The organism is Burkholderia sp. IT-111MI5 (genome assembly GCF_949752865.1).
In the GTDB taxonomy this organism is placed as follows: Bacteria; Pseudomonadota; Gammaproteobacteria; order Burkholderiales; family Burkholderiaceae; genus Burkholderia; species Burkholderia pyrrocinia_C.
The window spans coordinates 60,670-73,790 of the sequence record NZ_CATKIF010000006.1 but is presented as its reverse complement, the minus strand read 5'-3'; the positions used below and the strand labels follow the sequence as shown (position 1 = coordinate 73,790).

At 68.6% G+C, this 13,121-nt stretch carries 10 protein-coding genes; 3 read left to right on the top strand and 7 right to left on the bottom strand.

Annotated features, from left to right (window positions below; genetic code table 11):
* Nucleotides 1–5 precede the first annotated feature (5 nt).
* From ACM6JT_RS05195 to dnaE, 3 genes are all read right to left on the bottom strand, one after another.
* Complete coding sequence (locus ACM6JT_RS05195; protein ID WP_105390998.1) at nucleotides 6–1,184, bottom strand: glycosyltransferase family 9 protein; 1,179 nt, start codon at nucleotides 1,182–1,184, stop codon at nucleotides 6–8.
* A gap of 178 nt (nucleotides 1,185–1,362) precedes the next feature.
* The gene (locus ACM6JT_RS05190; RefSeq protein WP_414856068.1) at nucleotides 1,363–2,451 is read right to left on the bottom strand and encodes a glycosyltransferase family 9 protein; all 1,089 of its coding nucleotides are present in this window, start codon (nucleotides 2,449–2,451) and stop codon (nucleotides 1,363–1,365) included.
* 274 nt (nucleotides 2,452–2,725) lie between these two features.
* On the bottom strand, nucleotides 2,726–6,259 hold the full coding sequence (dnaE, locus tag ACM6JT_RS05185; RefSeq protein WP_414856067.1) for a DNA polymerase III subunit alpha: 3,534 nt from the start codon (nucleotides 6,257–6,259) through the stop codon (nucleotides 2,726–2,728).
* A 215-nt stretch (nucleotides 6,260–6,474) separates the two neighbouring features.
* Between dnaE and ACM6JT_RS05180 the strand changes: the two genes are divergently transcribed.
* Nucleotides 6,475–7,329, top strand: a complete 855-nt coding sequence (locus ACM6JT_RS05180; protein WP_034184828.1) for a sulfurtransferase — start codon at nucleotides 6,475–6,477, stop codon at nucleotides 7,327–7,329.
* Between the two features lie 19 nt (nucleotides 7,330–7,348).
* Nucleotides 7,349–8,242 (top strand): tRNA glutamyl-Q(34) synthetase GluQRS, encoded by an 894-nt coding sequence (gluQRS, locus tag ACM6JT_RS05175; RefSeq protein ID WP_414856066.1) that lies wholly within the window; start codon nucleotides 7,349–7,351, stop codon nucleotides 8,240–8,242.
* Nucleotides 8,243–8,419: 177 nt separating this feature from the next.
* On the opposite strand, the gene ACM6JT_RS05170 is transcribed toward gluQRS, so the two are convergent.
* From ACM6JT_RS05170 to purT, 4 genes are all read right to left on the bottom strand, one after another.
* Nucleotides 8,420–9,979: a DEAD/DEAH box helicase gene (locus ACM6JT_RS05170; RefSeq protein WP_034184826.1), complete on the bottom strand. Its 1,560-nt coding sequence runs from the start codon at nucleotides 9,977–9,979 to the stop codon at nucleotides 8,420–8,422.
* A 394-nt stretch (nucleotides 9,980–10,373) separates the two neighbouring features.
* Entirely contained in the window at nucleotides 10,374–10,754 is a 381-nt protein-coding gene (locus ACM6JT_RS05165) for an MliC family protein (protein ID WP_243564763.1), read from the bottom strand.
* A gap of 79 nt (nucleotides 10,755–10,833) precedes the next feature.
* Complete coding sequence (locus tag ACM6JT_RS05160; RefSeq protein WP_034184824.1) at nucleotides 10,834–11,019, bottom strand: DUF6726 family protein; 186 nt, start codon at nucleotides 11,017–11,019, stop codon at nucleotides 10,834–10,836.
* An 18-nt stretch (nucleotides 11,020–11,037) separates the two neighbouring features.
* Entirely contained in the window at nucleotides 11,038–12,252 is a 1,215-nt protein-coding gene (gene purT / locus ACM6JT_RS05155; protein WP_034184823.1) for a formate-dependent phosphoribosylglycinamide formyltransferase, read from the bottom strand.
* Between the two features lie 212 nt (nucleotides 12,253–12,464).
* Between purT and ACM6JT_RS05150 the strand changes: the two genes are divergently transcribed.
* On the top strand, nucleotides 12,465–13,010 hold the full coding sequence (locus tag ACM6JT_RS05150) for an META domain-containing protein (RefSeq protein ID WP_105391001.1): 546 nt from the start codon (nucleotides 12,465–12,467) through the stop codon (nucleotides 13,008–13,010).
* Nucleotides 13,011–13,121 lie beyond the last annotated feature (111 nt).

Sequence of the window (13,121 nt, the reverse complement as noted above, 5' to 3'; positions counted from 1 at the left end):
AGTCGTCAGTCGGATCCGGCGCGATGCAGTCGCGACGTATCGACGACGGCCCCGGCCGGACTCGGCGGATTCAGCCCGAGCATCTCGGCCGCCGCAGCTTTCACGCGCTGCGCGCCGAGATTGGCGAGGCAATCGCTGCGGCTGTCGACCTTGCGCTCGCAGCCCTCGTGCCGGCACGGCACGCAATCGCCCTCCCCCTGCAGCAGCCACACGTTCCCGTGCCGCCCCGAACCGCGCAGCGGCCACGGATTCTCGGTCGCGGGCCAGTGCTGCGGCCACGGTCCCCAGCGCACCGGGTCGGACGGGCCGAACAGCGCGATCGTGTCGGTGCCTGTCGCAGCCGCGACGTGCGTCGCGCCGGTGTCGGGGCCGATGAAGAGCCGCGCGCGCCGCACGAGTTCCGCGCTCTCGCCGAACGTGAGGCGGCCGACCAGATTCAGCACGTCGCCGCCCGCCTCGGCCGCGACCTGCTCCGCATACTCGCGCTCGCGATCGGCCGGACCGCCCGACAACGCGACCGCAAAGCCGCGCTCGCGCAGCCAGTCGATCATCTCGACCCAGCCTTCGAGCCGCCATTGCTTGTAGCGGAACATCGGATACGGATGCAGGACGACCAGCGGCTTGCCGTCGCGGATCGCCGGCGACTCCGCGAGCCATGCGTCGAAGCGCGCGCGCCGCGCGGGATCATCGCCGATGCCGGGCGCGACGACCTCGGACACCGGCTCGATGCCGATCACGGGTGCGAGCGCGAGCGTGCTGACGACCGTATGCGCGGATTCGTGGTGATTGATCGCGATCCCGTTCAGCATCATCCGCGTGAGCCACGTGACGCGGTCGGGATCGACGAGGCCGACCCGTTTGCGGCCCGCGAACCAGCTATAGAAACGCGGCCGGTCGGAGCTCAGCGCCGCGCACGCGAGATCGTAGCGGCGCCACATCGACAGCGCGTCGCGCAGCCGCTCGCGGAATCCCGCGCGCTGTGCGACGACGATCACGCGCCGCACGTCCGGATTGTGCTCGAGCACGCCCTCGGTGCCGCGAAACACCAGCATGTCGATCTGCGCATCGGGCCAGCGGGCCTTCAGCGAACGCACCAGCGGCGTCGTCAGCAGCACGTCGCCGATACGGCGCGGCGCGGCAACGAGGATGGTTCTGGGCGGGCGGGCGGAGGAAAACAGGGCCACGGCAATCGGTCTGTCTAGCTGGCTGAACAAGGCTGGCAATGTACAGGATTTTGCAGCAGCCGGCGCGGCATCGCGAACGGGCCGTGCAGGACGCGCTGACGTGACCCTGATGCAGCCCTGCCTGCGGAACGCAGTGAGGCACGCGCCGGCGCTTGCACCGCGTGCGGTGCTTCCGGCGCTACGAAGCGATGGTCACGACCGCGGATGTCGCGGCGGCCGCCGGCCGTGCGCGCGCCGCATCCGTCACCTGCTCGTCGCAATGGCCGGCCTGCGACAGCAGATGACGCACGGCGCGCTCGACCGCGTCGACACCGATCGCGTCGACGGTCGCGCCGGCGCGCAGGATCACGTGCGGCACGCCGAGCGGATGCCAGCGCAGGTATTTCTCGGGACGGTCCTCGAACAGCGCGGCAACCGGCAAGCCGAGCGCCGACGCGAGATGCACGGGTGCGCTGTCGGCCGACACGATCGTATCGAGCAGGCTCGCGGCAGCCACCAGATCGGCGACCGACGACGGCGCGACATGGCGCGCGCTCACATCGCGCCACGCCTCGTCCTCGGCGGTTTTGCGGATGGCCGGATCGCGGAACACGATCACGTCGGCGAACGGCGCGAGCCGCTCGCCGAGGTCGCGCCAGCGGTCCGCGGGCCAGCGGCGCTCGGCCGCCTTGTTCGACACGAACAAACCGACTCGCGGCTTCGTGCGCTCCCCGAGCAGGCGATACCACTCGTCCTGCAACGTGCGATCGGGATGAACCGACAGCGCGAGGCGGTCGAGATCGGCACGGCCGAGTTCGGGCACGAGCCGGAACCCCGACAGCGCCTCGTGGCACATCGGCCGCTGCGCGACGTGTTCGGGCTTGCGATCGTCGAATTCGGTGTCGGCATCGTGCCAGCGGCAATCCTTCGCGCCGAGCTGGCGCGCGAACTGCATGCTGCTGCGATGCATGCCGCCGTTCGGCACGACCACGAGGTCGAACCGCAAGCGACGCAGGCGGCGCACGAGCCGCAGCCGGTCGAAGAACGCGCGCATCCGCCCGGGACGGTCGTTGCGTTCGCATTGGCGGCTGTACACGTACGTGTGAACCGCGTGCACGTCCGGGTTGCCGGCCAGCGCGGCCGCGTTGTAGCGGTTCGCGACCACATGCAGCTCCGCGCCGGGCCAGCGCTCCTTCAGCGCACCAAGGAACGCGGTCGTGCACAGCATGTCGCCCAGAAAATCAATCCGGATCACGAGGATCCGCTCCGTCGGGTTCCTGTTGGCCATGGTCATGTGGTGGACTGTCAGTTTTTATCGTCGCGACGGGCCGATGCCCCGGCATCCAGTTCCGGGACGGCCCTGTCGCGCGTTGCCGCTCGCCGCATGGATCCGCCCCCGTTTGTGTGCGCGCGTGCGAGCGCGGCTTGCGCCGGATTGTATAGCGTCCGGATGGCCGGCCCAAGCCCCGGGTAACCGAAGATGCAAAAACGGCCCGCCGCACCGCACGATGGCGATGCGACGGGCCGCGTATCGCGACAGCCGTCCGGTGGTCGGGAAGCGGTCAGTACGTGATTTCGACGACACTGCCGTCGAACGCCGCGCGCAGTTCCGCGAGCAGCATGTCGCTCGGCTTCACGCGCCACGCGTCGCCGAGACGCATTTCGCCTTGCGCCCGCGCGTTGCTGTAGTGGATCTGGACCGCGAGGCCGTTCGGCAGCGGCGCCTGCGGGCGACGGCCGCCGTCACGCCCGCCGCCGCGCGGCGCGGGCGCTTCGACCGCGTGCGCGGCGGCCGGATCGTCCTTCGACACGTGCGGCTCGAGCACGCGGCGCAGCGCGGCTGCGTCGGCGTTGCCGTTCATCGTCAGCCGCACGGCCTGCGCGTAGCGGCTGCGCGCGCGTTCGAGATCCATCACGGTATCGGTCGTGAAGCGGATGCCGCCCGTGAATGCGTCGTTGCGCGCCTGCCCCTGCACGATCAGCAGTTCGTCTTCCTTGAACAGCGCCTTGTTCGCCTCGAACTGCTCGTTGAAGATCGTGATCTCGCACTGGCCCGAACCGTCGTCGAGCAGCGCGATCAGCATCTTGCCGCGCTGGGTCATCTGCGTGCGCAGCGACGCGATGATGCCCGCGACGAGCTTGTCGCGCCCTTCCTTCAGGTCGCCGACCTTCTGCCGCACGAAGCGGCGCACCTCGTCGCGATACGCGTCGAACAGGTGACCGGACAGGTAGAAGCCGAGCGCGCCCTTTTCTTCCTGCAGGCGACGCTTGTCGTCCCACGCCGGTTCATCGACGAGCGCATGCGCGTGCGGCGACTCGGCGCCCATGTCGAACAGCCCGGCCTGCATTGCGTTCGCCTTGGCCTGGTCGGCCGCTTCCATCGCGAGCGGCACCGACGCGAGCATCTGCGCGCGGTTCGCGTTCAGCGAATCGAACGCCCCGGCGCGGATCAGCGCCTCGACCGTGCGGCGGTTGACGACGCGCCGGTCGATCCGTTCGCAGAAGTCGAACAGGTCGGTGAACGCCTTTTCCTCGCGAGCGCGCAGGATTTCCTCGATCGCGTTCTGGCCGCTGCCCTTCACCGCGCCGAGACCGTAGCGGATCGTGCGCGAGCGCTTGCCGTCGGCTTCGGCGACGGGCTCGAACCGGTAATGCGACTGGTTGATGTCGGGCGGCAACACGACGAGGTTGTTCACGACGCAGTCGTCGAACAGGATCTTCACCTTGTCGGTGTCGTCCATCGCGAGCGTCATGTTGGCCGCCATGAATTCGGCCGGATGGTGCGCCTTCAGCCACGCGGTGTAATACGCGAGCAGTGCATACGCGGCCGCGTGCGACTTGTTGAAGCCGTAGCCCGCGAACTTCTCCATCAGGTCGAAGATCTCGTCGGACTTCTCGCGCGTGAGGCCGTTCTTCGCGGCGCCCTCGGCGAAGATCTCGCGGTGCTTGGCCATCTCCTCGGGCTTCTTCTTGCCCATCGCGCGACGCAGCAAGTCCGCGCCGCCGAGCGAGTAGCCGCCGATGATCTGCGCCATCTGCATCACCTGCTCCTGATAGACCATGATGCCGTAGGTCTCTTTCAGGACGGGTTCGACGCGCGGATCCGGATAGTCGACCTTCTCGCGGCCGTGCTTCCGTGCGCAGAAGCTCGGGATCAGGTCCATCGGGCCCGGACGGTACAACGACACCAGCGCGATGATGTCCTCGAAGCGGTCGGGCTGCGCATCCTTCAGCATGCCCTGCATCCCGCGGCTTTCCAGCTGGAACACCGCGACCGTGTTGGCCTTCTTCAGGATCTGGAACGAAGCCGGATCGTCGAGCGGCACCTGCGCGAGCGACCAGTCGGCCTTCGACGGATCGAGGCGGCGGATGTAGCGCTCGGCCCAGTCGAGGATCGTCAGCGTCGTGAGGCCCAGAAAGTCGAACTTCACGAGGCCGACGGCTTCGACGTCGTCCTTGTCGTACTGGCTGACGACGCCGCCGTCGTCGCCCTGCGTGTACAGCGGGCAGAAATCGGTCAGCTTGCCGGGCGCGATCAGCACGCCGCCCGCGTGCATCCCGACGTTACGCGTGAGGCCCTCGACGCGCTGCGCGAGATCGAGCAGCTGGTGGACTTCGTCCTCGTGGTCGTAGCGCTCCTGCAGCTGCGGCTCTTCCTTCATCGCGTCGGCGATCGTCACGTGCTTGCCCGGCTTGAACGGGATCAGCTTCGCCACGCCGTCGGTGAACATGTAGCCGAGGTCGAGCACGCGGCCGATGTCGCGCACGGCCGCCTTCGCTGCCATCGTGCCGAAGGTGGCGATCTGCGACACGGCGTCCGCGCCGTACTTCTCCTTCACGTACTGGATCACGCGGTCGCGGCCGTGCTGGCAGAAGTCGATGTCGAAGTCGGGCATCGACACGCGTTCCGGGTTCAGGAAGCGCTCGAACAGCAGGTTGTAGCGCAGCGGGTCGAGGTCGGTAATGCCGAGCGCGTACGCGACCAGCGAACCGGCGCCGGAGCCGCGGCCCGGGCCGACCGGCACGCCGTTGTTCTTCGCCCAGTTGATGAAGTCCGCGACGATCAGGAAGTAGCCGGGGAAGCCCATCTTCGTGATGGTCCCGCATTCGAATTCGAGGCGCTTGTAGTACGTGTCGCGCTGCGCGTCGCGTTCGGCTTCGGCCGGATAGAGCTGCACGAGTCGCGTCTCGAGCCCTTCCTTCGACAGCTGGACCAGGTAGTCGTCGAGCGACATGCCGTCCGGCGTCGGGAACAGCGGCAGCTTCGGCTTGCCGAGCTCGAGCTTCAGGTTGCAGCGTTTCGCGATCTCGACCGTGTTCGCGACCGCCGACGGCAGGTCGGCGAACAGCGCGACCATGTCGTCCTGCGTGCGGAAATACTGGTCGGTCGTGAAGCGTTTCTGGCGCCGCGGGTTCGCGAGGATGTCGCCTTCCGAGATGCACACGCGCGCCTCGTGCGCGGTGAAATCGTCGTCGGTCATGAACTGCGTCGGGTGCGTCGCGACGACCGGCAGCTTCAGCGACGCGGCGAGCGTCGCGGCCTGCTGGATATACGCCTCGGCGCCCGGCTGGCCGTATCGCTGCAGCTCGATGTAGAAGCCGCCCGGAAACACCTTCGCCCAGCGCTCGGCGTGACGGCGCGCTGCTTCTTCGTTGCCGGCCGCGAGCGCGAGCCCGATATCGCCCTGCTGCGCGCCCGACAGCGCGAGCAGCCCCTGCGCGAGTTCGCCGTCGAGCCAGCTCGCGTCGAGTTCCGCGCGGCCGCGATACTGGTTCGTGAGCCATGCCTTCGACAGCAGCTCGCAGAGATTCAGGTAGCCGACCTTGTCCTTCACGAGCAGCAGCAGCCGCGACGGCTTGTCGCGATCGTCCGGATTCATGATCCAGACGTCGCAGCCGGCGATCGGCTTGATGCCCTTGCCGCGGGCTTCCTGGTAGAAACGGACGAGGCCGAATGCGTTGCCGAGATCGGTGAGCGCGAGCGCGCCCTGGCCGTCCGCGGCCGCCGCCTTGACGATGTCGTCGAGACGCACGATGCCGTCGGCAATCGAGAATTCGGAGTGAACGCGAAGATGAACGAAGCGGGGATCTGACATGGGCGTTATTGTAGCCGCGTCGCCGCGCTGGCTGCCCAAAAAATCCCCGCACTGGCCGTTCGGCCGATGCGCGCGACACCACGTCGCGCGGCTGGCCAAACGGCTGGATGTCGGTGCGCAAGCGGTTTGCGGGATAATACGGGTTTTCGAATCATCGCCACGGCTTCGCACCCTTTTTTGCGGGCCGCCGTGCGGCCGTTTCCCGTCGGACCATCATGACCATCGTCAACCTCGCCGCCTACCACTTCGTGTCGCTCGACGCGAACGAGCAATGGCGCCCGCTCGTCACCGCCCGCTGCAACGAACTCGACCTGCGCGGCACGATCCTGCTCGCGCCGGAAGGCATCAACCTGTTCATCGCCGGCACGCGCGAAGCGGCCGACGCGTTCATCGCGTACATCCGCCACGATCCGCTGTTCGAAGGCAAGTTCGCGACGCTGCAGTTCAAGGAAAGCCTGTCCGACTCGCAGCCGTTCCGCCGCATGCTCGTGCGCCTGAAGCGCGAGATCATCACGATGAAGAAGCCGGCGATCAAGCCGGAACTCGGTCGCGCGCCGTTCGTCGACGCGCGCACGCTGAAGTCATGGCTCGACCGCGGCCACGACGACACGGGCCGCCCGGTCGTGATGCTCGATACGCGCAATGCGTTCGAGGTCGACGTCGGCACATTCGACGACGCGCTCGACTACCGGATCGACAAGTTCAGCGAATTCCCGGAAGTGATCGATGCGAACCGCGCCGATCTCGACGGCAAGACGGTCGTGTCGTTCTGCACGGGCGGCATCCGCTGCGAGAAGGCCGCGATCCACATGAAGGAAATCGGCATCGAGAACGTGTACCAGCTCGAAGGCGGGATCCTGAAGTATTTCGAGGAAGTCGGCGGCGCCCATTATCACGGCGACTGCTTCGTGTTCGACTACCGCACCGCGCTGAACCCGCAACTCCAGCCTACCGAGAACGTCACGTGCTTCGCGTGCCGCGCGGTCGTCACGCCGGAAGCGCAACAGTCGCCGAGCTACGTGCCCGGCAAGTCGTGCCCGGCCTGCGCGCAGGCAGCCAGCGCCGCGTAAGCGCGCGACCCGCGCCCCGATGAACGGCTATCGCGGCCGCTTCGCGCCGTCACCCACCGGGCCGCTGCACTTCGGCTCGCTGGTCGGCGCGCTTGCAAGCTGGCTCGACGCGCGCGCGCACGGCGGCGCATGGCTCGTGCGCATCGAGGCTCTCGACGGCCCGCGCACGGTACCCGGCGCGGCCGACGACATCCTCGCAACGCTCGCGCATTTCGGCATGACGCCCGACGAGCCGCCCGTATGGCAAAGCACGCGCGATGCCGCGTACACGGCCGCGCTCGAGCAGCTCGTCGCAGCGGGGCTCGTCTATCCGTGCGGCTGCACGCGCAAGGAAATCGCCGACTCGCTGCGCGCCGCGCACGAGCGCCACACGACGCTCGCGTATCCGGGCACCTGCCGCACCGGTCTGCACGGCAAGCCTGCACGCGCATGGCGGCTACGCGTACCGGACGGCGACGCGGCGATCGTCACGTTCGACGACCGCTGGCAGCACACGCAATCGCAAGACCTCGCGACCGAAGTCGGCGATTTCGTGTTGAAGCGCGCGGACGGGCAATGGGCCTATCAGCTCGCGGTCGTCGTCGACGATGCCGATGCGCGCATCACGCACGTCGTGCGCGGCGCCGACCTGCTCGATTCGACCGCGCGCCAGATCCATCTGCAACACTGCCTCGGCGTACCGACGCCGCGGTATCTGCACGTACCCGTCGTCGTCGATGCAAACGGCGAGAAGCTCAGCAAGCAGACGGGCGCGACCGCACTCGAGCGCGACGATCCGCTGCCGGCACTGCAGGCCGCGGCCGCGCATCTGGGCCTCGCGCCCGATGGCGCGCTCGCGGGCACGACGCTGGATGCGTTCTACTCGGCCGCGACGGTCGCGTGGGCGCAACGCTTCGGGCCGCTGGCCGGCTAAAGCGGCCGGCGAGCCGGTTTCGCGCCGATCGAGTGCCGGTTTGGCATCGCGCGCCGCGAAGCCCGCATCCCGCCCGCCCCATCCAACCACAGCCCCAATAAAAAACGGGCACATGCTCATCGCATGCACCCGCTTTTCCGGCAGCGCTCGCGCGCCGCCCCGCCATGTTCGTCCGGCTTAAGCCGACGGCTTGCGCGGCATCCCGAACCCGCCGAGCAGCGCGGCGACCTGGCGCTTCGGCCCTTTCTTCTCGGGCTGCTGCGCGGGCTGTGCGTCGTCCGACTGCTTCGCCGCCGCCGACGGCTCGTACGGCTTCAGGAAGAAATCGTCGACCGGCGCTTCGTGGCGACGGTGATGGCCACTACGCTCGGAACCGGCCGAGCGGCGCGCCGATGCACCGCGATGCTCGTCGCGTTCGCGCCGGCCACCGCGTTCGCCACCGCGCTCGCTGTTGCGGTCGCCGCTACGCTCGCCGCCACGTTCGTCCTGACGATGGCGCGCCGGCTTGTCGATTGCGAGCGTCTGCACTTCGAGCGGACGCTTGATCAGCTTCTCGATATCGGCGAGCTGCTTGCGCTCGTTCGGGCTGCACAGCGACAGCGCGTCGCCGGTCGCGCCCGCGCGGCCGGTACGGCCGATCCGGTGCACGTAGTCTTCCGCGCTGAACGGCAGGTCGAAGTTGATCACGGCCGGCAGCTCGACGATGTCGAGGCCGCGCGCGGCCACGTCGGTCGCGACCAGCGCCTCGATTTCGCCGCGCTTGAACGCGTCGAGCGCCTGCATCCGCTCGATCTGCGTCTTGTCGCCGTGGATCGCCGACGCGACCACGCCGTCGCGCTCGAGATTGCGCGCGAGCCGGCTCGCGCCGATCTTGCTGTTGCAGAACACGATCACCTGCTTGAGCCCGCGATCGCGCAGCAACTGCACGACGGCCGCCTGCTTGTCGCCTTCGGCGACGTCGTAGACGATCTGCGTGACGTTCGCGTTCGTCGAGTTGCTGCGCGCGACCTCGATCGTCTGCGGGTTGCGCAGGTAGGTCGACGCGAGCTTCTTGATTTCCGGCGAGAAGGTGGCCGAGAACAGCAGCGTCTGGCGCTCCTTCGGCAGCAGATTCAGGATGCGCTGCAGATCGGGCAGGAAGCCCATGTCGAGCATCCGGTCGGCCTCGTCGAGCACGAGCATCTGCACCTGCCCGAGGTTCGCGGTCTTCTGCTGCACGTGGTCGAGCAGGCGGCCCGGCGTCGCGATCAGGATCTCGACGCCGCGGCGCAACTCGGCCATCTGCGGGTTCATGTCGACGCCGCCGAACACGACCGCGCTGCGCAGCGGCGTGTGCTTCCCGTACGCATGCACGTTCGCGGCGACCTGGTCGGCGAGTTCGCGGGTCGGCGTGAGGATCAGCGCACGCACCGGGTGGCGCGCGGGCGATGCGCTCGTGTTGGCCTGCGGCAGCAGGCGCTGGATGATCGGCAGCGAGAAGCTCGCGGTCTTGCCGGTGCCTGTTTGCGCGGCGCCCATGACGTCGCGGCCGGCGAGCACGACCGGAATGGCCTGCGCCTGGATCGGCGTCGGCGTCGTATAGCCCTGCTCCACAATGGCTTTCAGGATATCGGCGGCAAGGCCGAATTGGTCGAAGGTTGCGTCGACGGGCTTGGCGACAGAATCGGACATGGTGGCGTTTCGCTCAAAAGGCGCGGCGGGGACATCGTGCGTCAGGCCAGCCGGGCCTGCGCTCATCACAATTCGGAAATAGACGGAGCCGCGGCGCGCCGCGCGGCGCCGCTCTGGCGCTTGGGACCGGTTCAATGCGAACGCCGGACACCAGGCCGTGCGGACTCCGTTCGGCGCGAATGCCGGCGGAAAGGGCCGTATTGTAGCACTGCGCGGCCATCTGTCCGTGACAACGCCGCGAACGGCCGCAGCGGCAGTTCGCGCGGCGGGCCCGGACAGCGCCGCACGGCCGGCGCACGGCCCGGACGAGCTATCCCGATCGGTCGTCGAGCGATATCAGGGGCCTGATCAAGAATGGCGTTGCCAGGCGTCCGCGGCGGGCCTGAGCGCCGGACCTTCAGGTCCGGCAGCCGGCTTGCGCTGGCGCCTGGCGGGCACGATCCGCGATCGCGCCCGGTGCTCAGCCCTTCTTCTTTTTCTTCTCGACCTGCACGCAGTCGCCAAGCAGCGGCGGCGACTTCAGGTCGGCGATCTCGTCGCGCAGCGTCGCTTCCTTGCCCTTCGTCCACCATGTATAGCGGCCGGCCTGATAGCGCGCGCCCGAAGCCGACACGGTATCGACGAACAGCAGTTGCCGCCCGTTGACCGGCACGAGCGCGAAGCTCTGGCCGTTGCCCGCGAGCCAGTACGACACGCGCACGGGCTGCTTCTGGTTCGCGCACTGGTAGACGGTCTGCTGGCGCGCATCGGCGTCGATCTCTTCGACGGTCAGTTGCGCGGCATGCGCGACGGAAACGGCGGTGCCGGCGAGCGCGAGTGCGGCGACGGTTTGGCGAATCATGCAGGTCCTCTCACGAGACGGGTGGAAACGCGCCCTCGCGGGGCGCGGTTATTGTTGGTTATCGCACCGCTTATCGTCGTCAGGGATCGATGACGTCGGCGCACGCGTCGGTCGGCGCGGCTGCGACATGGCCGACGAGCGGCACGATCTTGAGCCCGGCCGATGCCACCCGGCACGGCGCGGCCGCGAGGCCGCAGCCCGCGAGACCCGCGGCAAGCGCCAGCGCGGCGCCCAGCTTTCCGATACGCAGCCAGATCGGCGCCATCGCCCTCTCCTCGTTCCGTCAGCCGGCCGACACGGGCCGGACGGCCGCGGCGGCGCGCTTCGCGCGTTCGCGGGCTTCGTCGACGGTCGCGCCGGTCGCCAGCGCGACGCCCATGCGCCGCTTCGCAAAACTTTCCGGCTTGCCGAACAGGCGCAGGTCGGCGCCCGGCACCGCGAGCGCGTCGCGCACACCTTCGAACGCGATCCCGCGCTCGTCGAGCCCGCCGTAGATCACGGCCGACGCGGCCGGCGTACCGAGCGCCGGATCGACCGGCAGCCCGAGAATCGCGCGCGCGTGCAGCTCGAATTCCGACTGGCGCTGCGACGCGAGCGTGACGAGGCCCGTATCGTGCGGCCGCGGGCTCACCTCGGAGAACCACACGTCGTCGCCGCGCACGAACAGCTCGACGCCGAACAGCCCACGCCCGCCGAGCGCCTCGGTGACCTTGTGCGCGATCTCGCGCGACTTCTCGAGCGCCGCCGCGCTCATCGGCTGCGGCTGCCACGATTCGACGTAGTCGCCCGCGACCTGCACGTGGCCGACCGGTTCGCAGAAGTAGGTGCGCGTGCCGAGCGTCGCCGGGTCGATCGCGCGCACGGTCAGTTGCGTGATCTCGTATTCGAAATCGATGAAACCCTCGACGATCACGCGGCCGTGGTTCACGCGCCCGCCCGCCATCGCGTAGTCCCACGCGGGCTTCACGTCGGCTTCGGTCTTCACGACCGACTGGCCCTTGCCCGACGACGACATCACCGGCTTCACGACGCACGGCATGCCGATCTTCGCAACCGCCGCACTGAAGGCCTCGAACGATTCCGCGAATGCATACGGCGACGTCGGCAGCCCGAGTTCCTCGGCCGCGAGCCGGCGAATCCCTTCGCGGTTCATCGTGAGCTGCGTCGCGCGTGCGGTCGGGATCACCTCGGCGAGGCCGTCCGCTTCGATCGCGGCGAGCGCGTCGGTCGCGATCGCCTCGATCTCCGGCACGATCAGGTGCGGGCGCTCGGCCTCGACGATCGCCCGCAGCGCGGCGGCGTCCGTCATGTCGATCACGTGCGCGCGATGCGCGACCTGATGGCCCGGTGCGTCCGGATAGCGGTCGACCGCGATGACTTCTACGCCGAGCCGCTGCAACGCGATGATGACTTCCTTGCCGAGTTCGCCGGCGCCGAGCAGCATGACGCGCGTGGCTGAGGGCGAAAGCGGCGTACCGAGCCGCTGACCGATCTGCATGTGATTTCCCGCTTCTGGTGGAGAACGAAAACGGCTCCGATGTTAACACGCGCCACGTCGCCGGTTTGGCGGTTTCGCCACGCCGCTGCCCGGCCGTGCGCCGCGCGCGGGCAGGCTGCGAACGTTTTCACGCGTGAAGTGTCGGCTCGCCTGCCGCGGGGCGGGTGCGTTACTCTTACGCCTTGATCAGAATCCGATGAGGAACGAGGCTCATGTCCCACCTGTTCGCAGCCGCACGCGCCCGCACCGGCCTGCTTCGTCCGTTGCGCGCGCCGCTCTGCGCGTTGACGCTTGCCACGCTTCTCGCCGCCTGCGCGATGCCGACCCATCCCGACTCCGCCGCCCCCGCCCCCGACCCGTACAACCCGGCCGCCGTCCAGTTGCTCGACGACACGAGCTGGGAACTCACCAGCTGGCTGAACGCCGACGGCACGCCGCGCACGATCCCGCACGGCGACAACGGCGAGCCGATCAAGCTCGCGCTGTCGACCGATTCGGGCATCCGGCGCGCCAGCGGGTTCTCGGGCTGCAACCGCTATATGGGCACCTACGCGATCAAGAACGGCCTGCTGAGCTTCGGGCCGCTCGCCGGCACACGGATGGCCTGCCCGAATACGCTCGGCGGCCAGCTCGAACACGCGTACCTCGACGCGCTTGCCCACATCGAGAAGACCGGCGTGCAGATGCGCGAACCCAAGCAACTGCAGATCGTGACCAATGCCGGCGCAACGCTGACCTTCACGCACCGGAGCCCCTGACGCACCGCGCGCGCGAAGGCCGGCCGACCGCCTTCGCGTTGCGCGTCGCGCGCGTGTGCCGGACGCACGCGCCGCACGGCGTGAAACGAATTCACGCCATCTTAGAATCTT

Coding starts and splice junctions, on each gene's coding strand:
- gluQRS (WP_414856066.1), top strand. CDS start 7,349: ATGAACGGCTATCGCGGCCGCTTCGCGCCGTCACCCACCGGGCCGCTG.
- ACM6JT_RS05180 (WP_034184828.1), top strand. CDS start 6,475: ATGACCATCGTCAACCTCGCCGCCTACCACTTCGTGTCGCTCGACGCG.
- dnaE (WP_414856067.1), bottom strand. CDS start 6,259: ATGTCAGATCCCCGCTTCGTTCATCTTCGCGTTCACTCCGAATTCTCG.
- ACM6JT_RS05165 (WP_243564763.1), bottom strand. CDS start 10,754: ATGATTCGCCAAACCGTCGCCGCACTCGCGCTCGCCGGCACCGCCGTT.
- ACM6JT_RS05160 (WP_034184824.1), bottom strand. CDS start 11,019: ATGGCGCCGATCTGGCTGCGTATCGGAAAGCTGGGCGCCGCGCTGGCG.
- ACM6JT_RS05190 (WP_414856068.1), bottom strand. CDS start 2,451: ATGGCCAACAGGAACCCGACGGAGCGGATCCTCGTGATCCGGATTGAT.
- ACM6JT_RS05170 (WP_034184826.1), bottom strand. CDS start 9,979: ATGAGCGCAGGCCCGGCTGGCCTGACGCACGATGTCCCCGCCGCGCCT.
- ACM6JT_RS05150 (WP_105391001.1), top strand. CDS start 12,465: ATGTCCCACCTGTTCGCAGCCGCACGCGCCCGCACCGGCCTGCTTCGT.
- purT (WP_034184823.1), bottom strand. CDS start 12,252: ATGCAGATCGGTCAGCGGCTCGGTACGCCGCTTTCGCCCTCAGCCACG.